21 protein-coding genes and 1 riboswitch are annotated in these 23,692 nt (G+C 74.3%); of the genes, 8 read left to right on the top strand and 13 right to left on the bottom strand.

The genetic code is table 11. From position 1 onward, the window contains the following. Nucleotides 1–282: 282 nt before the first annotated feature. Entirely contained in the window at nt 283–1,452 is a 1,170-nt protein-coding gene (locus tag IE265_RS18910; protein ID WP_190036779.1) for a steroid 3-ketoacyl-CoA thiolase, read from the top strand. 271 nt (nt 1,453–1,723) lie between these two features. Here the strand turns inward: IE265_RS18910 and IE265_RS18905 are convergent, their stop codons facing one another. The 6 genes from IE265_RS18905 to IE265_RS18880 all read right to left on the bottom strand — a co-directional run bounded on the left by IE265_RS18905 (nt 1,724) and on the right by IE265_RS18880 (nt 8,570). Next, the gene (locus IE265_RS18905) at nt 1,724–2,146 is read right to left on the bottom strand and encodes an aggregation-promoting factor C-terminal-like domain-containing protein (RefSeq protein WP_190036778.1); all 423 of its coding nucleotides are present in this window, start codon (nt 2,144–2,146) and stop codon (nt 1,724–1,726) included. 329 nt (nt 2,147–2,475) lie between these two features. Beyond that, the gene (locus IE265_RS18900; RefSeq protein ID WP_190036777.1) at nt 2,476–3,342 is read right to left on the bottom strand and encodes an ECF transporter S component; all 867 of its coding nucleotides are present in this window, start codon (nt 3,340–3,342) and stop codon (nt 2,476–2,478) included. Next, nucleotides 3,339–5,270: an ABC transporter ATP-binding protein gene (locus IE265_RS18895; RefSeq protein ID WP_190036776.1), complete on the bottom strand. Its 1,932-nt coding sequence runs from the start codon at nt 5,268–5,270 to the stop codon at nt 3,339–3,341. The genes IE265_RS18900 and IE265_RS18895 overlap by 4 nt, the downstream gene beginning before the upstream one ends. Next, nucleotides 5,267–6,592, bottom strand: coding sequence for an energy-coupling factor transporter transmembrane component T (locus IE265_RS18890; protein WP_190036775.1), 1,326 nt, complete (start codon nt 6,590–6,592; stop codon nt 5,267–5,269). The genes IE265_RS18895 and IE265_RS18890 overlap by 4 nt, the downstream gene beginning before the upstream one ends. A 14-nt stretch (nt 6,593–6,606) precedes the next feature. Next, nucleotides 6,607–7,290, bottom strand: coding sequence for an SCO2322 family protein (locus tag IE265_RS18885; RefSeq protein WP_190036774.1), 684 nt, complete (start codon nt 7,288–7,290; stop codon nt 6,607–6,609). Continuing rightward, the gene (locus tag IE265_RS18880) at nt 7,287–8,570 is read right to left on the bottom strand and encodes an SCO2321 family membrane protein (protein ID WP_190036773.1); all 1,284 of its coding nucleotides are present in this window, start codon (nt 8,568–8,570) and stop codon (nt 7,287–7,289) included. The genes IE265_RS18885 and IE265_RS18880 overlap by 4 nt, the downstream gene beginning before the upstream one ends. Nucleotides 8,571–8,696: 126 nt before the next feature. Beyond that, a riboswitch (cobalamin riboswitch) is annotated at nt 8,697–8,774 on the bottom strand. A gap of 442 nt (nt 8,775–9,216) precedes the next feature. Here IE265_RS18880 and IE265_RS18875 point away from each other — a divergent pair. Beyond that, nucleotides 9,217–11,361, top strand: a complete 2,145-nt coding sequence (locus IE265_RS18875) for an ATP-binding protein (protein WP_190036772.1) — start codon at nt 9,217–9,219, stop codon at nt 11,359–11,361. Between the two features lie 132 nt (nt 11,362–11,493). Here the strand turns inward: IE265_RS18875 and IE265_RS18870 are convergent, their stop codons facing one another. Further along, on the bottom strand, nt 11,494–12,561 hold the full coding sequence (locus tag IE265_RS18870; RefSeq protein WP_190036771.1) for a Strvi_7410 family MBL fold metallo-hydrolase: 1,068 nt from the start codon (nt 12,559–12,561) through the stop codon (nt 11,494–11,496). Between the two features lie 163 nt (nt 12,562–12,724). Here IE265_RS18870 and IE265_RS18865 point away from each other — a divergent pair, with 163 nt between their 5' ends. From IE265_RS18865 to IE265_RS18855, 3 genes are all read left to right on the top strand, one after another. Further along, entirely contained in the window at nt 12,725–14,182 is a 1,458-nt protein-coding gene (locus IE265_RS18865) for an aldehyde dehydrogenase (RefSeq protein ID WP_190036770.1), read from the top strand. A 2-nt stretch (nt 14,183–14,184) separates the two neighbouring features. Beyond that, entirely contained in the window at nt 14,185–14,418 is a 234-nt protein-coding gene (locus IE265_RS18860; RefSeq protein ID WP_190036769.1) for a ferredoxin, read from the top strand. A 152-nt stretch (nt 14,419–14,570) separates the two neighbouring features. Then, nucleotides 14,571–15,014: a hypothetical protein gene (locus IE265_RS18855; protein ID WP_190036768.1), complete on the top strand. Its 444-nt coding sequence runs from the start codon at nt 14,571–14,573 to the stop codon at nt 15,012–15,014. Here IE265_RS18855 and IE265_RS18850 read toward each other — a convergent pair. Then, the gene (locus IE265_RS18850; RefSeq protein ID WP_190036767.1) at nt 14,998–15,651 is read right to left on the bottom strand and encodes a TetR family transcriptional regulator; all 654 of its coding nucleotides are present in this window, start codon (nt 15,649–15,651) and stop codon (nt 14,998–15,000) included. The two genes, IE265_RS18855 and IE265_RS18850, sit on opposite strands and share 17 nt — an antisense overlap. 221 nt (nt 15,652–15,872) lie before the next feature. Between IE265_RS18850 and IE265_RS18845 the strand changes: the two genes are divergently transcribed. From IE265_RS18845 to IE265_RS18835, 3 genes are read left to right on the top strand one after another with little or no spacing between them, the layout of a single operon-like run. Beyond that, nucleotides 15,873–17,282 (top strand): glycosyltransferase family 4 protein, encoded by a 1,410-nt coding sequence (locus tag IE265_RS18845; RefSeq protein WP_190036766.1) that lies wholly within the window; start codon nt 15,873–15,875, stop codon nt 17,280–17,282. Beyond that, nucleotides 17,276–18,031, top strand: a complete 756-nt coding sequence (locus IE265_RS18840) for a class I SAM-dependent methyltransferase (RefSeq protein ID WP_190036765.1) — start codon at nt 17,276–17,278, stop codon at nt 18,029–18,031. Before IE265_RS18845 ends, IE265_RS18840 begins: the two co-directional genes overlap by 7 nt. Further along, nucleotides 18,028–19,098: a prenyltransferase/squalene oxidase repeat-containing protein gene (locus tag IE265_RS18835; protein WP_190036764.1), complete on the top strand. Its 1,071-nt coding sequence runs from the start codon at nt 18,028–18,030 to the stop codon at nt 19,096–19,098. Before IE265_RS18840 ends, IE265_RS18835 begins: the two co-directional genes overlap by 4 nt. Before the next feature lie 194 nt (nt 19,099–19,292). On the opposite strand, the gene IE265_RS18830 is transcribed toward IE265_RS18835, so the two are convergent. From IE265_RS18830 to IE265_RS18810, 5 genes are all read right to left on the bottom strand, one after another. After that, nucleotides 19,293–19,586 carry a hypothetical protein gene (locus tag IE265_RS18830; protein ID WP_190036763.1) on the bottom strand — a complete coding sequence of 98 codons (294 nt, stop codon included), beginning with the start codon at nt 19,584–19,586 and terminating at the stop codon, nt 19,293–19,295. Nucleotides 19,587–19,686: 100 nt separating this feature from the next. Continuing rightward, nucleotides 19,687–20,694, bottom strand: coding sequence for an LLM class F420-dependent oxidoreductase (locus IE265_RS18825; RefSeq protein WP_190036762.1), 1,008 nt, complete (start codon nt 20,692–20,694; stop codon nt 19,687–19,689). Nucleotides 20,695–20,788: 94 nt separating this feature from the next. Then, nucleotides 20,789–21,619, bottom strand: a complete 831-nt coding sequence (locus IE265_RS18820; protein WP_190036761.1) for a DUF5336 domain-containing protein — start codon at nt 21,617–21,619, stop codon at nt 20,789–20,791. Nucleotides 21,620–21,777: 158 nt separating this feature from the next. After that, the gene (locus IE265_RS18815) at nt 21,778–22,776 is read right to left on the bottom strand and encodes an N-acetylmuramoyl-L-alanine amidase (RefSeq protein WP_190036760.1); all 999 of its coding nucleotides are present in this window, start codon (nt 22,774–22,776) and stop codon (nt 21,778–21,780) included. 166 nt (nt 22,777–22,942) lie between these two features. Next, entirely contained in the window at nt 22,943–23,593 is a 651-nt protein-coding gene (locus IE265_RS18810; protein ID WP_190036759.1) for a class I SAM-dependent methyltransferase, read from the bottom strand. Between the last annotated feature and the right edge of the window lie 99 nt (nt 23,594–23,692).

Raw genomic sequence — 23,692 nt, 5'->3', positions numbered from 1 at the left:
GGCGCGACGGTCCGTGCGGCGGGGCGAAACTGTCCTGACGGTCCATCAGGAACCGGGAATTGCCGTGAAGGTAATAACGGGTTCTACAAGTGGCAAGGGGCAGGGCGACCCCAATTCCGTGCGGGATTGGTGCAGATCACGACTTCGGCGTCTGCACGACCCTTGCGGGGTCGGGCGCCGGGTCAGCAGACTGCAGACAGAACTAGAACGCGTACTAGTTCAGCGTGGCGGGTGGGCCGGGACGCCCGCGCCGCGCGGGTGACCCGAGGAGAGGAACTCCCCATGGCCGCGGAACCCGTGATCGTCGAAGCCGTACGCACCCCCATCGGCAGGCGCGGCGGCGCGCTCGCCAATCTGCACCCCGCCTACCTGCTGGGCGAGACCTACCGGGAACTGCTCGGGCGCACCGGGATCCACGCGGACTGCGTCGAGCAGATCGTCGGCGGCGCGGTGACGCACGCCGGCGAGCAGTCCATGAATCCGACCCGCACCGCCTGGCTCACGATGGGGCTTCCGTACGAGACGGCGGCGACCACGGTCGACTGCCAGTGCGGGTCCTCGCAGCAGGCGTCGCACATGGTGGCCAACATGGTCGCGGCGGGAGTGATCGACGTGGGCATCTCCTGCGGCGTCGAGTCCATGTCGAGGGTGCCGCTGGGGTCCGGGTCCAAGCACGGACCGGGGAAGCCCTTTCCCGACGAGTGGAACGTGGACCTGCCCAACCAGTTCGAGGCCGCCGAGCGGATCGCCCGCCGCCGAGGGCTGACCAGGGAGAACGTCGACTCCCTCGGGCTCATCTCGCAGGAGCGGGCGCAGGCGGCCTGGTCGGAGGAGCGCTTCAAGCGCGAGACGTTCGCGGTGCAGGTGCCCACCAACGAGGACGAGCAGCGGGCCGGGCAGGGGATGTGGCGGCTCGTCGACCGGGACGAGGGGCTGCGGGACACCTCGATGGAGGCTCTCGCGAGGCTGAAGCCGGTCATGCCCACGGCCGTCCACACGGCCGGCAACTCGTCGCAGATCTCCGACGGCGCGGCCGCCGTCATGTGGGCCTCGAAGAGGATGGCCCGCGCGCTGAAGCTCAGGCCGCGCGCCCGGATCGTCGCCCAGGCGCTCGTCGGATCCGACCCGCACTTCCACCTCGACGGGCCCGTCGACGCGACGCGGGCGGTGCTCGGCAAGGCGGGCATGACCCTCAAGGACATCGACCTCGTCGAGATCAACGAGGCGTTCGCCTCCGTGGTGCTGAGCTGGGCCCAGGTCTTCGAGCAGGATCTGGAGAAGGTCAACGTCAACGGCGGTGCCATCGCCCTCGGTCACCCGGTCGGTGCCACGGGTGCCCGGCTCATCGCCACCGCGCTGCACGAACTGGAGCGGCGGGACAAGGAGTTCGCGCTGATCACGATGTGCGCGGGCGGGGCGCTGGCGACCGGGACGATCATCCAGCGGCTGTAGCGGGACGCGTCCCGCGCGTCCGCCGCGGGCGCACGGTCCGGTGGGCGACGGCGTGCAGGCTCCGCGCGGTGCGCCGCCACTCGCCGTCCCAGGGAGAGCCCGTGGCCGCGCGGGGACCGCCCGCGCGGCCATCGGCGAGGCGCCGGGGCGGGCGGCGGTGCCCGGTCGGGCGTACGACGAAGGCGGCGGCCCCGGGGATCGGGGGCCGCCGCCTTCGCGGTGCGGAACGCTGGATGCGGGGCGCGATGCCTCGCGTCGCCGTCCGGCCGGGTCAGTACCAGCCGTTGGCCTGCCAGAAGTTCCAGGCGCCGACGGGGCTGCCGTAGCGGTCGTTCATGTAGTCCAGGCCCCACTTGATCTGGGTGGCCGGGTTGGTCTTCCAGTCCGAGCCCGCCGAGGCCATCTTCGAGGCGGGCAGCGCCTGGACCAGGCCGTACGCGCCGGAGGACGAGTTCTGCGCGTTGACGTTCCAGCCGCTCTCGTGCTCGACGATCTTGCTGAACGCCGCGTACTGCGTGTCGTTCGGGATCATCTTCTGCGCGATCGCCTTGGCCGAGGCGGACGTGGCCGCCGGAGTCGCGGCCTGGGCGGGGGCCGCCGCGAGCGCCATGCCGGCGGTGGCGGCTGCCACGGCGGCACCGGTGAGGACCCTCTTGGGGGAGGCGATGCGGCGGATGCGGGTGGAGATGGGCACGGAGAACCTTTTCTTCGGGGACAGGGGGGCCGCTCGTACGCCGTGTCGTGAAGCTCCGGCATGCGATGGCGCCTAGGCCCTGAGGGGCTGTCGGCGCCTTGCGACTCCTCCAGAGAAACAGGCTCGAAGGGTGTCCGCAATGACCCCTTTTGCTAGTTGTGGTCGTATGCACGGCAGAAGGTCCCTGTGTGACGCGGCTCTCAATGTGCAGGTCGGAGGGGGTGTGGACGCGTTCATGACAGGCGGATGCGTCTACTGCCGCGTGTAGTGGAGGACCAAGGTCCTGTGGGCCGCCTCACGGCCGGGGTGACGGACGGTGGTCCGTGCCTCTACGGGGTGCGCCCGGACGGTGTGACCGGCGCCGCACCCGCGGGGTCCTCGAATGTGACCGGGGCCTCGAAGGCGGCCCTCCTGGTGGCCCGGCGCAGCGCCTTCAGGACGGTCGCGCCCAGGGTGAGCGTCAGCAGGACCGTCACCGCGGCCCGGCCCAGGTCCCAGCCGAGGGAGGTGGCGAGGCAGTAGGCGACGAACCGCGCCAGGTTCGTGTGCACGGCGTCCTGCGGGTCGAAGGCGACGTTCGACGACAGGGCGTCCATGAAGGGCCACCCGGCCAGGTTCATGATCGTGCCGTACGCGAAGGCGGCGAGGAACCCGTACGCCGCGAGCAGCGCGAGTTCGGCGCGGCCGCGCAGCCGGTCGGGACCCGGGAGCAGTCCCGCGCCCATCGTGAACCAGCCCATGGAGAGCATCTGGAACGGCATCCACGGTCCGACACCTCCGGTGAGCAGTGCCGAGGCGAACATGGTCACCGCCCCGAGCACGAATCCGAAGCCCGGACCGAGCACCCTCCCGCTCAGCACCATCAGGAAGAACATCGGCTCGATGCCCGCCGTGCCGGCCCCGATCGGCCGCAGCGCGGCCCCGGTCGCGGCGAGCACCCCGAGCATGGCCACGGCCTTCGGGCCGAGGCCGGACTCGGAGATCGTCGCCGCGACGACCCCCACCAGCAGTACGAGCAGCCCCGCGAAGAGCCAGGGCGCGTCCTTCGCGTGGGCGGCGACCTGAGAGGTGGGCCCGCTGAAGAAGGGCCATGTGAGCGAGGCCAGGCCGATCGCGCCGACCAGGCACAGGGCGGCCACGGAGCGTGGCCCGAGGCGGACGGGGCGGGCCCGGGGGCTGGAACCCGGCGTCTTCACGGTCGCGGCTCCTTATCGTGGCGGGGCAGCCGCGCGGGCTCCAGCGCGGCGCGGACCTGCGGCACGGTCAGCCACTGCTGCGGGGCGAGGACCTTGGTGATCTGGGGTGCGAAGGACGGGGACGCCACGACGACCTCCGCCGTCGGGCCGTCGGCCACGGGTTCGCCGTCGGCGAGGATGACGACCCGGTGGGAGAGCTCCGCGGCCAGTTCGACGTCGTGGGTCGCGAGCACGATGGCGTGCCCGCGGGACGCGAGCCGCCGCAGGACGGTGACCAGCCGGGACTTCGCCGCGTAGTCCAGACCGCGGGTCGGTTCGTCGAGCAGGAGCAGCGGAGGGCGGGCCGTCAGCACGACGGCGAGCGCCAGGGCGAGCCGCTGCCCCTCGGAGAGGTCCCGGGGGTGCGTGTCGTCCGCGATGTCCGGGAGCAGCCCCGACACCAGGGCCCGGCAGGTGCCCGGCCCGGCGCCGGCGTCGCCGTCGGCGGCCACGCACTCGGCGGCCACGGTGTCCGCGTACAGCAGGTCCCTGGGCTCCTGCGGTACGAGTCCGACGTGGCGGACCAGCTCCCGGGGGTCCGTGAGGTGCGGTTCGACGCCGCCGACGCGGACCGAGCCCGCCGCCGGGGCGACCATCCCGACGAGCGCGGCGAGCAGGGTGGACTTGCCCGCGCCGTTGCGGCCCATCAGCGCGACCGTCTCGCCGGGCGCGACGGTGAGAGTGACGTCGTGGAGCACCTCGGTCCGGCCCCTGCGGACCGCCAGGCCCTCGACGACCGCGCCTCCGACCGCCGTGAGCGCCGGGGCGGCGCCGGGGACGCCGCGCACGCGCCTGCGGAAGGACCACGGGCGGCGGACGGGCGCCGGGGCGCCGGGGGAGGGGGCATCGATCGACGGGGTGCCGATCGCCGAGGTGCCGGCCGTTCCCGTGCCGTCCGCCGTGCCCGGGGCCGCGGTGCCGGTCCCGGCACCGTGCGTGCCCCGGGCGCCGGTGCCCGGGGTGTCCGCCGTGCCGCTGTCCGCTCCGGTGCCGCCGCTGCCGTCGGCGGCCGCGCGCGCTGCCGCCGACGGCAGGTCGTGGGAGGAGGCGTACGAGGGATCGGGCGGGGCGGCCCGCGCCAGACGTTCCCGCAGCGCTCCGGCCCGCCGCCGGGCGTCCCGCACCGTCAGCGGCAGCGGTGACCAGCCGGCGAATCTGCCCAGGTCCACGACCGGCGGGTACACCGGGGACACGGCCATCACCTCGGACGGCGTCCCCAGGACGGGCGGGGCGCCCGGCGACGGGAGCAGCGCCACCTGGTCGGCGTACTGGATGACGCGTTCCAGCCGGTGCTCGGCCATGAGGACGGTCGTGCCGAGGTCGTGCACGAGGCGCTGGAGGACGGCGAGGACCTCCTCCGCTGCCGCCGGGTCGAGGGCCGACGTCGGTTCGTCGAGGACCAGGACCCTCGGATGCGGGGTGAGGACCGAGCCGATCGCGACGCGCTGCTGCTGCCCGCCGGAGAGCGTGGAGATCGCGCGGTCGCGCAGGTCCGCGAGGCCGAGCAGGTCGAGCGTCTCCTCCACGCGGCGCCGCATCACATCGGGAGCCAGGCCCAACGACTCCATGCCGTAGGCGAGTTCGTCCTCGACGGTGTCCGTCACGAAGTGCGACAGCGGGTCCTGGCCCACGGTGCCGACCACGTCGGCCAGTTCGCGCGGCTTGTGCGTGCGCGTGTCACGGCCCGCCACGGTGACGCGTCCGCGCAGCGTGCCGCCGGTGAAGTGGGGCACGAGTCCGCTCACCGCGCCCAGGACCGTCGACTTGCCGACACCGGACGGGCCGACGAGCAGCACCAGTTCGCCCTCGGGCACGGTGAGGTCGACGCCGCGTACGGCCGGCCCCGGCGCCCCGTCGTACGTCACCGAGACGTCCTCGAAGCGGATCATGGGGTCTCCTCGGTCTTCCGGTCCGGAACTGCGGCCGGGATCGGTGCGGGTGCGGGGGACGGTGCGGGGGCGCGGTCCGCGACCGGCGCCGGGCCCCGCGTGCGGTCCGCGGCGGGGTCCGGGGCGACGAACGCCGGGAGCAGGCCGAGCAGCGCGGCCCCGGCCGGCCACAGCGGCAGGACCGGCGCGGTCAGCGGTACGACACCGGGGTGCAGCGCCGCCGGGTCGTACGACGAGTACAGGATCACCAGGGCCGCCACCGCCGCGCCTGCTCCGGCGACCAGCCACGCGCGCACGCCCCATGCGTCGGGCCGGTAGCGCGTGCGCACCGAGCGGCGGCCGCCGAGCCACAGGCCCGCGAGCGCCGCTGCGAGGCCGGCGAGCAGGACGGGCAGTCCGTGGACACCGCCCTCCGCGGTGAGCACCCCGTACGTCCCCGCGCAGACGCCGACCAGGCCGCCCAGGGTGAGGACGGCGGTGGTGCGCCGGACGGCGGGCGCGACCGCGGCGGTGCGGCCGTAGCCCCGGGCGTCCATCGCCGCCGCGAGGGCGACCGAGCGCTCCAACGCGCCCTCCAGGACCGGGAGTCCGACCTGGAGCAGCCCGCGCAGCCCGCTGTCGGGGCGGCCGCGCAGCCGCCGGGCCGCCCGCAGCCGCTGGACGTCCGCGATCAGGTTCGGGGCGAAGGTGAGGGCGACCACCACGGCGACTCCGGCCTCGTACAGGGCGCCGGGCAGGGACTTGAGGAGTCGGGCGGGGTTCGCGAGGGCGTTCGCCGCGCCCACGCAGATCAGCAGCGCGGCGAGCTTCAGCCCGTCGTACACGGCGAAGACGAGGCCCTCCGCCGTGACGCGGCCTCCGACGCGGATGCCCTGGGCCCAGTCGGGCAGGGGCAGTTCGGGCAGGGTGACGAGCACGTGAGTGCCGGGGACGGGTGAGCCGAGGACCACGGCGAAGCCCAGCCGGATGCCCAGTACGACCAGGGCGAGCTTGACGAAGGCGCCGTACGAGCGGGCCCACGGGGCCTCCGTCCGGCGCGCGGCGACCACATAGCCGGACACGGCCACGAGGAGGGCCAGCAGCAGGGGGTTCGTGGTGCGGGAGGCCGCTGTGCCCAGACCCAGGGCCCAGATCCACCAGGCGCCGGGGTGCAGGGCGTTGGCCCGGGTGGCCCGCGGCGCGCGCAGCCGCCGGACCCTTCCGGAGAAGGCTCCGGCGGGAGCCGGCCGGGCCGGGGCCGGCCCGTGCCCGCGGCCCCGCGCGGACGGACGTGCGCCGTGCCGCCCGGCGCCGGTCGTCACGGCGTCCCGTCCCTCGCTCATCGCCCGTGCTCCCGTCAGCCGCGGCGTCGGCGGGACTGCCACAGGGCCGCCGCGCCCAGCACGGCCACCGCGGCGGCGCCCACGACGAGACCGGCGGACGGCCCCCCGGACCCGCCGCCGTCACCGGAGGCGGACTCCGCCGCCCCCTCCCGGTCCTCGCCGGAGGGGGCCGCGCCGGTCTTCCGGTCGCCGTCCGCCACCGCCTCGCCGCACCCCGTGCGGGGATAGCCCGCGATGGCGCACAGCAGGGCGTTCGTGTTGTAGCGCAGGGGCCCCGCGACGGCGGCGAGGGCGTCCGCCGTCGTCGCGTCCTCGCCGACCCGGGCGCACGCCGTGCGCGGCGCGGGGGGCGCGGAGCCGTCGGGCGCGTCGGCCGCGGTGCCGAAGTCGAGGACGAGCGCGATCCGCTTGGCGCCCTCGCGGGCCGGGGTCCGCGCGCAGATCTCCGCGAAGCCGGCCTCGCCGCGGGGCTTCGCGGAGTCCTTCGAGTCCTCGCTCACGGAGAAGCGGAAGCCCTGCACGTCGCCGTCGGAGGGCCGCGCGGTCGACGGTCCCTGCGTCGCGTACGCCCAGGTGCCGCCGGACTCCCGGTCCCAGAAGGACCAGTAGCGGTAGCCGACCGCCTGGGCCTGCCCCGCGCCGCCGAGGACGGCGATCAGGAGGACCAGGACCGGCAGAGCCAGGCGGCGGCGGATCACTGCTGCTTCTTCTTGCGGCCGCTGATGAGGAAGCCGATGCCGATGCCGCCGACGAGGCCGACGCCGACGATCCACCAGGCGCTGACGCCGCCGTCGGTGTCGTCCTTGTCACTCTTGTCGGTGTTGTCGGTGTTGTCGGCGTTGCCGTCCGTGCTCCCGGACTTCGCGTCCGTGCCGGCCTCCGACGCCGCGGGGCCGGTCGCGCCGAGCTGCTTCACCAGGTCGGCGCCGCCGAAGGCGCGCGGGTCGGTGCCGGCGGCGTGCGCCGCGAAGATGAGCTGCGCGTACGCGGCCGGGCCGCTCTGCGCCGCCCAGTCGGCGGAGTTCTTCTCCAGCCAGGCCAGCGACTTCCCGGCCTCGACCGTCCGGCCGGACGTGGCGAGCGCGACGACCGCGTCGGCGGTGTTGCCGTAGTCGGGCTGGTCCTTCGCGCCGGCCAGGGCGGACTTCAGGTGGCCGTCCTTCGCCACCGCGTCCGCGAGGTACCCGGCTCCGTTGGCGGCCGCGTCCTTGATCGAGAGGGAGTCGCCCGCCACGCACCGGGAGCCCTTCGAGGTGTCCCCGTCCGCCCCCTCCTCGGGCTCCGCGGCCATGCCCTCGCCGAGTGCGCCGAGCACGCCGGCCGCCGTGGCGTCGGCGTTGGCCGCGAGCCTGCCCTTCTTGTCGGGCTGGTAGGCGAAGGCGCCGCCGCCGTCCTCGGCGCAGGGGACGGAGAGGCCGCGCAGCGCGTCGTACGGGGTCCGGTCGTCCTTCGACGGCACGTCCTGCGGGTCGACGTCGGCGGCTTCGAGGGCGCCGATCACCACGGCGGTCGAGTTGGTGTCGCTGGGCGTGCCCGGGAGGTAGCCCCAGCCGCCGTCCTCGTTCTGCACGGACTTCAGCCACTTCACGGCGGCCCCGGTCACGGAGTCCTTCGCGTCCAGGGCTTCGAGGGCCTGCAGCGCGGCGGCCGTGCTGTTCGTGTCGACCTGCGTCTTGGCGCCGCACTCGGCGGCCGGGTCGGGGCGGTACGCCGCGAAGGCCCCGCTCGCGCACTGCTGGCCGACGAGCCAGTCGACGGCCTTCGCCGCGGGCCGCACGTCCACCGTGTCCTGGGCGAGCAGCGCCAAGGACTGCCGCCACACGCCGTCGTACGTGGGGTCGGTGGTGCCGTAGAGGCCGGAGGGGACTGCCTGGGAGGGGGCCGCGCTCGGCGACTCGTCGGCGAGAGCGGCCGGCGCGAAGGCCGTGCCGATCACGGCTGTGGCGGCCAGGACCGCTGCGCTGCGGCGGACAAACATGATCGGCGGGTGCCTCTCCCTGTGGGGAGCCGGGCAGCCCGGAGCCCCGGGCGGCTCGGCTCCGTATGCCTCGACGGTGCCGGTCACCGGATGGTCCGGTGACGCGAGCCGGTCACGTCCCGCCCGGGGCATTCCGGCTCGCCGCCCGCCAGGTGCGGGCGACTCACGGCTGCGGGTCAGCGCCGGATTTGCACCGGCTTCCCCCCGTACGGGTTTGATGACGACCCGCTCACTGTACCGGCCCGTAGAAAAGGGCCCGAGGCCCGGTCGCGGGGGCCGGTGGCATGGGCCGCGGGGGCCGGTGGCATGGGCCGCGGGGGCCCGGGGCGGCGGCCGGGAGTGCCTCCGCGGCGGCCCGGGCGCCCTCCTGCCCGCGCGGCACGTGCGGTTGCGGCCGGGGCGAACCGCGGCCCGTGCCGGCCTCCCGCCCGCGCGCGCCCCGTGCCGCCGGTGCGCGGGCGGTCGCTCGGCCGGGGCGTCCGCCTCCGGGGCGTGCCGACGGCGGCTTGACCGCATCCCGGCGCAATCTGCCAGGAAAGGGCGGGGTTGGAGCGAGTTGGTGTCCAGGTCGGGGGAGCGGTGCCGGGTGCCCCGGCGGGCGGGTCACACTGGGTTCGCGTGGACGCCGTGCGGGGAGGGCTTTGCCGTGCCAGAGGACAGGACGACCGGGGGACGGGCGGGGAACCTGCCGCCGGAGACACGGAGCTTCGTCGGCAGGGGGCACGAACTGGCCTGGCTCGACGCGGTCCTCGACCCGGACGACGGGCACGGCCGCCCGGTGACGCTCGTCGGACCCGGCGGTGTCGGCAAGACCCGGCTGGCCCTGCGCGCCGCCCGGCTCGCGGCGCACCACTACCCGGACGGCGTCTGGCTGGTGGAGCTGTCGCCGCTGCGCGCCCGGGGACTCGTGGGCTTCGCGGTCGTGGAGGCGCTGCGCCTGCACGACCGGTCGACCCGCCCGGTGGCTGAGGTGCTCTGCGCCTGGCTGCGCGACAAGCGGCTGCTGCTCGTCCTCGACTCCTGCGAGCACGTCCTGCCCGACTGCGCCGGCCTCGTACGGGCCGTGCTCGCCGCTGCGCCCGGGGTGCGCGTGCTGGCCACCAGCCGCGAGAGCCTGGGACTCGGCTCCGAACTCCGGGCCGAGGTGGACCCGTTGCCCGTGCGGACCGACTGCCTCGCGCCGCCGGGCGGGCCGGACGGCACGGGCGGGGACCCGCACGGGGACGCCCTGGACCTGTTCGCCCAGCGCGCCGGCGAGGCGGCGCCCGGCTTCGCCCTGGACGCCAGCACCGCGGACGCGGTCGCCGCCGTGTGCCGCCGCCTCGACGGGATGCCCCTCGCCATCGAACTCGCCGCCGCCCGGCTGGGCGACCTCACCCTGGAGCGCCTCGACGAGCGGCTGCGGGAGAGCCTGCCGTCCCCGCTCGACCTGCTCGCCGCGGAACCCGGCCGGGGAGAACTGCGGCACCGGACGCTGCGTACGGCGATCGGCTGGAGCCATGAACTGTGCGCGCCCCTGGAGCGGTTGCTGTGGGCCAGGCTCTCGGTGTTCGCCGGCGGCTTCGACGCGACGGCCGCCGAGGAGGTCTGCTCGGGCGGCCCGCTGCCCGCCGCACTGATCGCGGGGCTGCTGGAACGGCTCGTCGAGCAGTCGATCGTGCTGCGCCACCGCACGCAGGAGGACCGGTACCAACTCCTGGACAGCGTGCGGGAGTTCGGTGGCGACTGGTTGCGTGCGCTGGGCGAGGAGCGGGCCCTGCGGCTGCGCCACCTCGACCACTACCGGCGTCTCGCCGCGCGGGGCTGCGCGGAGTGGAACACCGGCAGCCAGGTGCTCTGGTGCGAGCGCACGCTCGCCGACCACGCCAACCTCCGCGCCGCCATGGACTGCGCGCTGTCCGAGCGCGACACGGCCGTGTCCCTGTGCGCGGCGGCCGACATCGGATTCCTGTGGCGCCACTGCGGCCATCTGCGCGACGCGCAGCACTGCCTCGACCAGGTGCTCACCGCCGATCCGCAGCCCGGCCCCGACTGCGTGCGCGCCCTCTGGGCCCGGGGCGCCGTCGCGCTGCTCCAGGGGGACCTGGACGGCGCGGCGCGCTGGGCCGCCGTGTGCGCGACCGCGGCCCGGGAGCAGGGCGAGCCCGTGGCGGTCGTCGCGGCCGCCTACCTGACCGGGAGCCATCTGCTGCTCACCGGGCGGCTGGCGGAGGCCGTGGCCGTGCTGGACGCCGTCGAGCCGCTGCCCGTTCGGGACGACTGGCTGGGGGCCGCGCAGCTCCAGGTGCGCCTCGCGCTGAGCCTGGCCCACCAGTTGAGCGGCGACCACACACGCGCCCGCGAGGTCGCCGACGAGGTGCGGGACGAGAGCGCGCGGCGCGGCGAGTGCTGGGCGGGCGCCTTCGCCGACTGCTTCGTCGCCGAGGCCGACCTGGCCGACGGCGACCTCCTCGCGGCGGTGCCCAACGCGCGGGCGGCCCTGGTGGGGCACTCGCTGCTGCACAACACCCTGGGCGTCGCCTTCACCCTCGACGTCCTGGCCTCGGCGGTGGTCGCGGTCGGCGACGGACGCCGGGCCGCCCGGCTGCTCGCCATCGGCCAGCGCGTCTGGGAACTGGTCGGCAGGGCGCAGATGCAGTCGCCCGACCTCATGGCGGCCCGCCTGGACCGCGAGCGCCGGGTGCGGCGGAAGATCGGCGAGGAGGCCTACGCGACGGCGTACGAGGAGGGGCTCGGCATGTCGTACGAGCGGGGCGTCGCCTACGCGGTCAGCGGCGCGCCGAGCCGCTGAGGGGCGGGCGGCGCGTGCGGTGCCCGCGTCCGGCGAGAGGCGGCCCCGGCACGCGCGGCGCCCCGGCCCGGCGTGCCGTGGGCGGCGCACCCGGCCGCCGGGCCGCGCCCCCGCCCGGGCGGCCGCCGTGCGTCACACCGCCGCGTACGTCACCGGATCGCTGCCCGGCACGGCCTCCGCGCGGCCCAGTTTCACCAGCCGCCGCAGATGGGCCTCGGCCTCGGACACCGCGATGTTCCGCGAGCCGTACGGGATCTGCTGCCAGGGCCGGTTCCACTCCATGCGCTCGGCGAGCTGCCACGCGGTGAGCGGGGTGCCGAGCAGGGTGAGCAGACCGGTCAGCCGGGACTCGTGGTGGTCCAGCAACTCCCGTACGCGGGAAGGGGCGTCGGTGAAGGCGTGCAGATGGGCGGGGAGCACCTCGGCGGGTCCGAGCCGGCCGATCCGCTCCAGCGAGTCGAGGTAGTCGCCCAGGGGGTCCGCGACCTCGCCGGCGTCGTCGGGGTCCTCGTACAGGCCGACGTGCGGGGTGATCCTCGGCAGCAGGTGGTCCCCCGAGAACAGCCGCCCATGGCCCGGCAGTCGCGCCGGATGGCGCTCCTCCAGGTGCAGGCAGACGTGTCCCGGCGTGTGACCCGGCGTCCAGATCGCGCGCAGCCGCCGGCCGGCCAGGTCGAGGAGTTCGCCGGGGACGATCTCGCGGTCGGGGAGCGCGGGGGACAGTCCGGGCAGCCGGCGGCGGGAGTCCGTTCCCGTGCCGGCGGGGCCGCGGCGGCGGTCGCGGGCCGCGCGCAGGGGGGCCACGTGCTCCTCGGGGGCGCCGGAGGCGACCAGCTTGTCCGCCATGTACGCGTACCACCGCTCGGGCCCGGTCGCGCGGGTCCGCCGTACCACCGAGATGTCGGCGGCGTGCATCGCGACCCACGCGCCCGACGCCTCGCGGACCTTGGCCGACAGGCCGTGGTGGTCGGGGTGGTGGTGCGTGATCACCACCCCGTGGATGTCGCCGGCCGACGTCCCGCAGGCAGCCAGTCCCTCGGCGAGCGCGTCCCAGGAGGAGGGGTCGTCCCAGCCCGTGTCGATCAGGACGGGCCCGCGGTCCGTGTCCAGGACGTACACCAGCGTGAACCCGAGTGGATTGTCCGGGATGGGGACCTCGATGGACCGTACGCCCCCGCCGTGATCGCTCACCTGTGCCATGGGCTCCCCTGTCGCCGCCTTCGGGTCACTATAACTAGAACGGGTTCCAATGGGAGCCCGCGGCACTCATCCGGCTCGCTCCGTGGACTCCTCCCAGGGGAACTGGTATCTGTTCCATTGTCTGATGCACCGTCAGGAAATGGCTCCGGAGAGGCAGTCGGTCATGACCGAGCTCGTGGAACACGGACAGCTTTTCATCGGCGGGGAGTTGGCCGCTCCTCTCGGACAGGACGTCATCGAGGTGGTCTCCCCGCACACGGAGGAGGTCATCGGGCGGGTGCCGCACGCCTCGCGCGCGGACGTCGACCGGGCCGTCGCCGCGGCGCGCACCGCGTTCGACGAGGGGCCCTGGCCGCGGATGACGCTCGACGAGCGCGTCGCGGTCGTCACCCGGATCAAGGACGCGATCGCCGTGCGCCACGAGGAGATCGCCCGGGTGATCTCCTCCGAGAACGGCTCCCCGTACTCCTGGAGCGTCCTCGCGCAGGCCCTCGGCGCGATGATGGTGTGGGACGCCGCGATCACGGTCGCGCGGGACTTCACGTACGAGGAGGCGCGCGACGGGGTGCTCGGCCGCATCCTCGTGCGCCGGGAGCCCGTCGGGGTCGTCGCCGCCGTAGTGCCGTGGAACGTGCCCCAGTTCGTGGCGGCGGCCAAGCTCGCCCCCGCGCTGCTCACCGGCTGCACGGTCGTGCTGAAGCCGTCGCCCGAGTCGCCGCTCGACGCCTACATACTCGGCGAGATCGCACGCGAGGCCGGGCTGCCGGAGGGGGTCCTGTCGATCCTGCCCGCGGACCGCGAGGTGAGCGAGTACCTCGTCGGGCACCCCGGCGTCGACAAGGTCTCCTTCACCGGTTCGGTCGCGGCGGGTCGGCGGGTCATGGAGGTCGCCTCGCGCAACCTGACCCGCGTCACGCTGGAGCTGGGCGGCAAGTCCGCGGCCGTGGTGCTGCCGGACGCGGACCTCGCGACCGCGGTGCCGGGCATCGTCTCGGCGGCCTGGATGAACAACGGCCAGGCGTGCGTCGCCCAGACCCGCATCCTCGTGCCGCGCTCGCGCTACGACGAGTTCGCGGACGCCTTCGCCGAGGCGGCAGGGGCGCTGGTGGTGGGCGACCCGCTGGACCCGGCGACCCAGGTGGGGCCGCTCGTGGCGCGGCGGCAGCAGCAGCGCAGCCTCGACTACATCCGCATCGGCCAGGAGGAGGGCGCCAAGATCCTCACGGGCGGCGGCCGGCCCGCCGGACTGGACCGCGGCTGGTACGTCGAGCCGACCCTCTTCGGGGACGTCGACAACTCCATGCGGATCGCGCGCGAGGAGATCTTCGGGCCGGTCATCTGCCTGCTCCCGTACGGCGACGAGGCCGAGGCGGTCGGGATCGCCAACGACTCCGACTACGGCCTGAGCGGCAGCGTGTGGACCGCCGACGTGGCCCACGGAGTCGACATCGCCCGCCGGGTCCGCACCGGGACGTACTCCGTCAACACCTTCAGCCTGGACATGCTCGGCCCCTTCGGCGGCTACAAGGACTCCGGCCTGGGCCGCGAGTTCGGCCCCGAGGGGTTCGGCGAGTACCTGGAGCACAAGATGATCCACCTGCCCGCCGGCTGGGAGGCCTGACCGTGGGCGACCGCTGGCACGTCGAGGTCGACCGCTCGCTCTGCATCGGATCGGCCCAGTGCACCCATCTCGCGCCGTCGGCCTTCCGCCTCGACTCCGCCATGCAGTCCCACCCGACGGAGCCGGAGGCCGACGCCAACGAGAAGGTGCTGGCGGCGGCGGAGGGATGCCCGGTCGAGGCCATCGCGGTCACCCTGCTGGGAAGCGGGGAGGCGGTGTTCCCGCCCGACGACTGAGGGTGCTTGCGGGCAGCGTGCGACGGCCGGGGCCTGTGGGAGACTCCGCTCCACAACACCGGTCGAGGGGCCCGCGGTTGGGACACGGGGGTGGCGATGCGCGCGCTGGTGCGGGTGGCGGGGATCCTGGTCGGGGCGGTCGTACTGGCCGGGTGCGGCGGGGACGGGAGGGCGGCGCCGGCTCCACGTCGCCCCGGCCCGGCGGCGGGACGGCCTCCGCCGCACCGGCGAAGGACCGGGCGCTGAGCCGGGACACCGTGCGGCGCGACGTGCGGGTGGCCGCCGCGGCGGGCGGGTTCGACCGTCTCGACAGCCGGGGCCGGACCTCCGCCGCGTGCCGGATGATCGCGGCCGCGCTGCCGGAGGGCGCACCGGACCCGGCGGCCGTCGCGAAGGTCGTCGCCGAACTGCGGGCGCAGGGCTGGGAGAAGGTGTTCCGCAAGCCCGAGGACGGCGACGTGACCTGGTTCCTCACCAGGGGGAACTGGAGCCTGTACGTGTTCGCGCGCGCCGACGCCGGGTCGACGCCGGGCGGGCTGACGTTCTCCGGGCTGCGGCTCGACTGCTCCACCCCCGCGGCTACCGGCTCTCCCTGACCTCCGTCAGGTCGATCAGTCTGCACACCGTTTCGATGTCGATCTTGACCTGGGCGATCGAGGCCCGGCCGGAGAGCCAGGTGATGAGGGCCGAATGCCAGGTGTGCTCGATGACACGGACCGCCGAGAGCTGCGCCGGGGTCGGATCGTCCAGGCCCATGGCGTCGAGGATGATCACCGTCGTCTGGCGGGAGACCTGGTCCACCTCGGGGCTGACGCTGCGGTCGGCGAACGTGAGGGCGCGCACCATGGCGTCGGCCAGGTGCGGCTCCCGCTGAAGGGCGCGGAAGGCCCGCATCAGGGTCTCCGCCACCCGTTCCGCGGCGGTCTCGCCCGCCGGCGGCTTCTTGCGGAGGGTGCCGTGCATGTGCGCGAGCTGGTCCTGCATCGTCGCGACGAGCAGGTGCACCTTGGACGGGAAGTAGCGGTAGAGCGTGCCCAGGGCCACCTGGGACGACTCCGCGACCTCGCGCATCTGGACCGCGTCGAAACCGCCCCGGCTCGCGAGCTGCGCGCTCGCGTGCAGGATGCGCCGCCGCCGGGCCTCCTGGCGCTCGGTGAGCGGGGGAGTGACCGGCTGCGCGGCCCTTGTCGCCGGCTGTGCGGTCTTCGCCGCAGTCTTGGCTTCCGCAGGCATGGATCCCGTTCCGTGACGTACGTACAACAGAGGGCGGTGGGGCCGGGTGGAGCGACAGCGGAGTAGGGCCCGGCCGTGGCGTTAATCACCTGATCCACGGCTCACAGGGCGACTACCTGCCGGTAGATTCTGTGCTCCCTGAACGATCAAGTCTGAAACTTGTTCTAGATTACCGTCCCGAAGTAATCTCGCGGGAACATGCTGGAAGAAGGGGGCCGAGAGTGACCCATGAGGCCATGGAGGCAGGCCTCCGCGCGGGCTCGGCCGCCGACGGGAGCCGACCGCTGCGCATCGCGCTCCTCACGTACAAGGGGAACCCGTTCTGCGGCGGCCAGGGTGTCTACGTACGGCACCTCTCCCGCGAGCTGGTCAGGCTCGGCCACCACGTCGAGGTCATCGGCTCCCAGCCCTACCCGGTGCTCGACGAGGGCGAGGACCTCGAAGGGCTGTCCCTCACCGAGCTGCCCAGCCTCGACCTGTACCGCCAGCCGGACCCCTTCCGCACCCCTGCGCGCGACGAGTTCCGGGACTGGATCGACGCCGTCGAGGTCGCCACGATGTGGACCGGCGGCTTCCCCGAGCCGCTGACGTTCTCCCTGCGCGCCCGTCGGCATCTGCGCGCCCGGCGCGGGGACTTCGACGTCGTGCACGACAACCAGACGCTCGGCTACGGGCTGTTGGGCGACGTGGGGGCCCCGCTGGTCACCACGATCCACCACCCCATCACGGTGGACCGGCAGTTGGAGCTGGACGCCGCGCAGGGCAGGCGCCGCCGCGCGTCCGTCCGCCGCTGGTACGCGTTCACCCGCATGCAGAAGCGCGTCGCCCGCCGCCTGCCGTCCGTGCTCACCGTCTCCGGCACGTCCCGGCAGGAGATCGTCGACCACCTCGGGGTGCGCGACGACCGCGTCCACGTGGTCCACATCGGCGCCGACGCGGACCTGTTCTCCCCGGACCCGTCCGTGCCGCGCGTCCCGGGCCGGATCGTCACCACGTCCAGCGCGGACGTACCCCTCAAGGGACTCGTCTTCCTCGTCGAGGCGCTCGCCAAGCTGCGCACCGAGCACCCCGCCGCGCACCTCGTCGTCGTCGGCAGGCGCGCGGAGGACGGCCCGGTCGCCCAGCTCATCGAGCGGTACGGCCTGGAGGACGCCGTCGAGTTCGTGAAGGGCATCTCCGACGCGGAACTCGTCGACCTCGTCAGGTCCGCCGAGGTCGCCTGCGTCCCCTCCCTGTACGAGGGCTTCTCGCTGCCCGCGGCCGAGGCGATGGCCACCGCCACGCCCCTCGTCGCGACGACCGGCGGAGCCATCCCCGAGGTGACCGGCCCGGACGGCGAGACCTGCCTGTCCGTGCCTCCGGGGGACGCGGGAGCGCTCGCCGCGGCCCTCGGCCGACTGCTGTCCGACCCCGCGCTGCGCGCGCGCCTCGGCGCGGCCGGACGCGCCCGCGTGCTCGACCGGTTCACCTGGGCCAGGGCCGCCGAGGGCACCGTGGCCCGCTACCGCGAGGCGATCGCCGCCGCCAGGGGCGGCTCCCCGGACCGCCCCGCGGCCGCACCGGACCGGGGCGCCGTCGCGCCCGACACCTCCGTTGACACCCCACACCGTGAAAGCAGGGCCACGTGCTGACCGTCGACTTCTCCCGGTTCCCGCTCGCTCCGGGGGACCGTGTGCTGGATCTCGGATGCGGTGCCGGCCGGCACGCGTTCGAGTGCTACCGGCGCGGCGCCCGGGTCGTCGCGCTGGACCAGAACGGCGAGGAGATCCGCGAGGTCGCCAAGTGGTTCGCCGCGATGAAGGAGGCCGGTGAGGCCCCGGAGGGCGCCACGGCCACCGCGATGGAGGGCGACGCGCTCCACCTGCCGTTCCCCGACGAGTCGTTCGACGTTGTGATCATCTCCGAGGTCATGGAGCACATCCCCGACGACAAGGGCGTGCTCGCGGAGATGGTGCGCGTGCTCAAGCCCGGCGGGCGGATCGCGATCACGGTTCCGCGCTACGGCCCTGAGAAGGTCTGCTGGGCCCTGTCCGACGCATACCACGAGGTCGAGGGCGGCCACATCCGCATCTACCGCGCGGACGAACTGCTCGGCAGGATCCGCGAGGCGGGACTGCGGCCGTACGGCACGCACCACGCCCACGCCCTGCACAGCCCCTACTGGTGGCTCAAGTGCGCGTTCGGCGTCGACAACGACAAGGCGCTGCCGGTGCGCGCGTACCACCGGATGCTGGTGTGGGACATCATGAAGAAGCCCCTCGCGACCCGGATCGCCGAGCAGGCGCTGAACCCGCTGATCGGCAAGAGCTTCGTGGCCTACGCGACCAAGCCGCACCTGCCCGCCGGCCTGACCGACACGGCAGCGGTGGACGCTCCGTGACGACACCGCGTACCGAGCACCTCGTGCTGACCGGGGTGCTCACCGCGGACCAGGCCGCCCAGACCGTGCGGGGCATCCTGGCCGTGCAGCGCCCCGACGGGGCCATCCCGTGGTTCCGCGGACACCACCTCGACCCGTGGGACCACACCGAGGCCGCCATGGCCCTCGACGCGGCGGGCGAGCACGAGGCCGCCGCGCGCGCCTACGAGTGGCTGGCCCGTCACCAGAACCCGGACGGCTCCTGGTTCGCGGCCTACGCCGACGGGGACGCCGCCGACGTCACGGACCGGGGCCGGGAGACCAACTTCTGCGCCTACATCGCCGTCGGCGTCTGGCACCACTACCTGGCGACCGGCGACGACACGTTCCTCGACCGGATGTGGCCGACCGTGTTCGCGGCGATGGAGTTCGTGCTGGAACTCCAGCGGCCCGGCGGACAGATCGGCTGGAAGCGCGAGGACGACGGCACCGCCGTCGAGGACGCGCTGCTGACCGGGAGTTCGTCCGTCCACCACGCCCTGCGCTGCGCGCTGGCCATCGCCGAGCAGCGCGAGGAGCCGCAGCCCGACTGGGAGCTGGCCGTGGGCGCGCTGCGCCACGCGATACGCCGGCACCCGGAGCGGTTCCTCGACAAGGGCCGCTACTCGATGGACTGGTACTACCCGGTGCTCGGCGGCGCCCTGACCGGCGCCGAGGCGAAGGCCCGCATCGAGCGGGACTGGGACCGCTTCGTGGTCCCGGACCTCGGTGTCCGCTGCGTCGTCCCGAACCCGTGGGTGACGGGCGGCGAGTCCGCCGAACTCGCCCTGGCGCTCTGGGCCGTGGGCGAGTCCGACCGGGCCCTGGAGATCCTCCAGTCGATCCAGCACCTGCGGGATCCGCAGACCGGGCTCTACTGGACGGGATACGTCTTCGACGCCCGGGCTGTCTGGCCCGAGGAGCTGACGTCCTGGACCGCGGGCTCCCTGCTGCTCGCCGTCGCCGCCCTCGGGGGCGACGAGGCGACCTGCGCGGTGTTCGGCGGCGACCGGCTGCCGAACGGCCTGGACCCCGACTGCTGCGCCTGAGAGCCGCCCGGTCACCCGGCGGCCGCCCGCCCGGCCGCGGTTGCCGTCGGGCAGCCTCCGGCACGGGACGCACCGGCGTCGCGCGAGCACGCACCGGACGCCGTCACCCGTCCTGCGGGTGGCGGCGCCGGATGCCGTCGTGGAGGACACGGCCGGCCGGACACGGCCGGCCGGCGGGCCCGTCCCGGCGAGGGTCAGTGGCGATGCGCGCGGTTCGCGATCGCGTGGCCCACGAAGAGGTAGACCACGGCCGCGAGACCGTAGCCCGCGACGACGCGGGCCCACTCCTCGTCGAAGGTGAACAGGTCGTGTGACCAGCCCGCGAGCCAGCGTGCCGCGTCATGGATGAACTGCACGAAGTCGTTCGCCTGGTTGGCGTCCAGCAGGTACATCAGGATCCAGAGACCCAGAATGAGCGCCATGATGTCGGCGACGACCGCGATGACTGTGCCGGCCTGATTGGCACCGTTGCGATATCGAGGGGACATGCTCAGCGTGTTGCCCTTGAATCCCCGATGAAACCTGCGGGTTGGGCGGGGGCGTGCGCGGGCGGTCGCCGTGTCCCGCCGACCGCCCCGCGCGCCGGGCTCAGTTCAGCTCGGCCAGGGTCCGCAGGGTGAGCGGGTCGGGGGCCAGTACCAGCAGGTCCGTCACCGGGCCCTTGCGCCACAACTCCAGCCGCTCCGCGATGCGTCCACGGGGGCCGACCAGGGAGATCTCGTCCGCGAAGGCGTCCGGCACGGCCAGCACGGCCTCCTCGCGCCGGCCCGCCAGGAACAGCTCCTGGATGCGGCGGGCCTCCTCCTCGAAGCCCATCCGGGCCATCAGGTCGGCGTGGAAGTTGCGGGCGGCGTGCCCCATCCCGCCGATGTAGAAGCCGAGCATCGCCTTCACCGGCAGCAGCCCCTCCGCGACGTCGTCGCAGACCCGCGCCCGGGCCATCGGCGCGACGAGGAATCCGTCGGGGGCCGCGTCGAGGGAGGCCTCGTACACGTCGGTGCGGAACGGCGACCAGTACAGCGGCAGCCAGCCGTCCGCGATCCGGGCCGTCTGCGCGATGTTCCTCGGGCCCTCCGCGCCGAGCAGGACGGGCAGTTCGGCCCGCAGCGGGTGCGTGATCGGCTTGAGCGGCCTGCCCAGACCCGTGCCGTCCGCGCCCCGGTACGGAAGCGGATGGAAGCGGCCGTCCAGCTCCACCGGGGCCTCGCGGCGCAGCACCTGGCGCACGACGTCCACGTACTCCCGGGTCGCGGTGAGCGGCGACCCCGGGAACGGGCGCCCGTACCAGCCCTCGACGACCTGCGGACCCGACAGCCCGAGCCCGAGCATCATCCGCCCGCCGGAGAGGTGGTCGAGAGTGAGCGCGTGCATCGCGGTCGTGGTGGGGGAGCGGGCGGCCATCTGGGCGATCGCCGTACCCAGCTTGATCGTTGAGGTCCGCGCGGCGATCCAGGTGAGCGGGGTGAAGGCGTCGGACCCCCAGGACTCCGCGGTCCACACGGAGTCGTAGCCCAGCCGCTCGGCCTCCTGGGCCAGGGGCACATGGTCCGCCGAGGGGCCGCGGCCCCAGTAGCCGAGGGCGAGTCCGAGCCGCATGCCAGCCTCCTGACGGGTCGTCAGATATCAGGGGGACTGTACGGGAACGGCCCCCCGCCCGGAAGGGCGAGGGGCCGTCGGGGCCTTGCGGGGCTCAGCCGCGCTGGATGCCCGAGGTGTCCTGGAGCACGCCGCGGCGGCCGTCCTGCGTCTGCGCCACCAGGCTCGGACCGCGCTGCTCCACGGCCAGGTACCAGGTACCCGGGGCCAGTTCGGCGATCGGCGACGGCGAGCCGTCCTCGCCGAACAGCGGGCGGGCCACCGGCACGGCGAACCAGAACGGGGAGAAGTCCCCGGCGGGCTGCTGCGGCTGCGGGGCCGGTGCCTGCTGCGGCTGGCCGGGGGCACCGAACGGCTGCCCGCCCTGCTGCGTCTGGCCGCCGAACGGCTGGCCCGGCTGCTGGGCACCCGGGTAGCCGTAACCGCCCTGCGGCTGGCCGCCGTACGGCTGCGGGTTCTGCGGCCGGGGAGCGCCCAGGAGCGGCGCCTTCAGGGCCGGGACCAGCGGGGTGGCGACAGCCGCGCCCGCGAGGACCAGCGCCCCGATCAGGCTCAGGATGACGCCCGTGCCCGCGTCGATGGACGCGGCACCGCCGTCGTTGTCGAAGCCGCCCGCCGGGTCGAAGACGTTCCCGAGCGCGCTCCACGCGGCGAACACCGTGAAGGCGACGCCGAACGGGAGGAGTTCGAGACCGGCGACCTTGGGCGGCTGCGGCAGCCCGTGGGCGACGACGATCAGCGCGGCGCCGATGATGCCGGCCAGCGTGACGCTCATCAGGAGCGGGCCGCTTCCCCAGGCGTTCGGGATGTCGGCGCTGTCGGGGGCCCCGTCGATCGAATAGATGTCGAGGAACGACGCGATGAACAGCAATACCGCTGCTCCGATCACCACGCCGTCGCCTCGAGTGAGGGAGCGGATATTCACTTCAGGTCCTTCGTCAGTCGTCTCGTCGTCGGTGGAGGCGTCGCTGTACCACGCGTGCCGTCGGGCCGTGGTGCGCAGCGCGGGGGTGGCCCCTCATCGTAGGGGCGACACTATCGTCCGTCCCACGGGGGTGTCCGCCCTTATGAACCCGCTGATCACTACCCGCGCAGGAAACTCACGATTCCCTCAGAGATCCCCTGCGCGGCCTTCTGGCGCCAGGCGCCGCTGGTCAGCAGTGTGGCGTCCTTGGCGTCCCGCATGTTGCCGCACTCGATGAACACCTTCGGAACCGTTGACAGATTGAGACCGCCGAGGTCCTTCCGGACGTCGAGTCCGGTACCTCCGCCGATGTAGTTGGAGGGCGCGCTGCCGGTCGCGCGCAGGAAGTTGCCGGCGATGCGCTCGCCCAGGTCGCGCGACGGGCCCACGATCGGCCGGGTGTCGGCGGCGCCCGAGTGCACGGAGCCGGGCAGGATCACGTGGAATCCGCGGTTGCCCGTGGCCGAGCCGTCCGCGTGGATCGACACGACCGCGTCGGCCGACGCCTTGTTGCCGATCCTGGCGCGCTCGTCCACGCACGGGCCCCAGGGGCGGTCGCCGTCCTGGGTGAACCGCACGGTGGCGCCCTGCTCCTCGAGGACCGCGCGCATCCGGCGGGCGACGTCGAGGGTGAACGCGGCTTCCGTGTAACCGGCGTTGGTCGACGTGCCGGTGGTGTCGCACTCCTTGGAGTTCGTCCCGATGTCCACCTTGCGGTTGATCTCGGTCGTGTGCTTGAAGTTGCCGGGGTTGTGCCCGGGGTCGATCACGACGACCTTGCCCTTGAGGGGGCCGGACGCGGCGGGCGCGGAGGCGGAGGGCGACGGGGACCGCTCCTGGCCGCCGGCCGTTCTGCCGTCGCCGAGGCTGTCGTCCTGCTTGCCGTCGCCGCCGCCCGCGGTGCCCTCGGTGCCGCCGGGGCCCTGGGACGCGGAACGGCCGGCGGAGGGCGACGCCTGCCCCGCGGTCCCGTCCCCGCCCGGGTCGCCCACCGTCTGCCACACCAGCCACCCCACCAGAGCTCCTGGCACGAGCGCGGCGACGGCCACGGTCAGCGGGCTGCGCAGCGGTCGGCGGGGCGGGCGCGGGGGATCGAAGTCTGGGCCTACGTACGACACGTCAGCCACCATACGGGGCGGCCCCGCGGCATGCAGTGCCCCGGGGCCCGGTCGGGCAACGCACGTGCGGGGCCCCGGCGTCCGGTGCGGGCGTCGGCGCCCGTGGCACCGCGCGCGGCCGAACCCGGCGGGGCGCCCGGCCCGGGCCGCTTCCGTGCCGGGAAGCTCAGATCCCCTTGCCGGTGCGCCGCAGCACGCGCAGCGAGTCCGTCGCCGACACCTCGGTGAACGCGCCCGAGGCCAGCGCGCGGAGGTACACCCGGTACGGCGCCTGGCCGGTGAACTCGTCCACCGGGTCGGGGAACACGTCGTGGATGAGCAGCAGTCCGCCCTCGGCGACATGCGGCGCCCAGCCCTCGTAGTCGCCGCTCGCGTGCTCGTCGGTGTGCCCGCCGTCGATGAACAGGAGGCCGAGGGGGGAGGTCCAGAACGCGGCGATCTGCGGCGAGCGGCCCACCATCGCGACGACGTGGTCCTCCAGGCCCGCGCGGTGGAGGGTGCGGCGGAACGTGGGGAGCGTGTCCATGAGGCCGAGTTCCGGGTCGACCGTCGCCGGGTCGTGGTACTCCCAGCCGGGCTGCTGCTCCTCGCTGCCGCGGTGGTGGTCGACCGTCACCGCCGTGACGCCGGCCGCGCGCGCGGCGTCCGCGAGCAGGATCGTGGAGCGCCCGCAGTACGTGCCGACCTCCAGCAGCGGCAGCCCCAGCCGCCCCGCCTCGACGGCGGCCGCGTGCAGCGCGAGCCCCTCGTCCGAGGGCATGAACCCCTTGGCGGCCTCGAAGGCGGCGAGGATCTCCGGCTCGGGTGCCGCTGCCATGGGGTTCCTCCAGGTCGTACGTACGCGTCTGTGGCCGCCATCGTGCCCCATGCCCCCCGCCGCCCCGGCCACGGGGTCGCCCGCCGCCCCGCGGCTCCG

This window comes from Streptomyces fructofermentans, assembly GCF_014651055.1.
Classification (GTDB): Bacteria; Actinomycetota; Actinomycetes; order Streptomycetales; family Streptomycetaceae; genus Streptomyces; species Streptomyces fructofermentans.
This window is presented reverse-complemented; position numbering and strand designations above follow the sequence as displayed.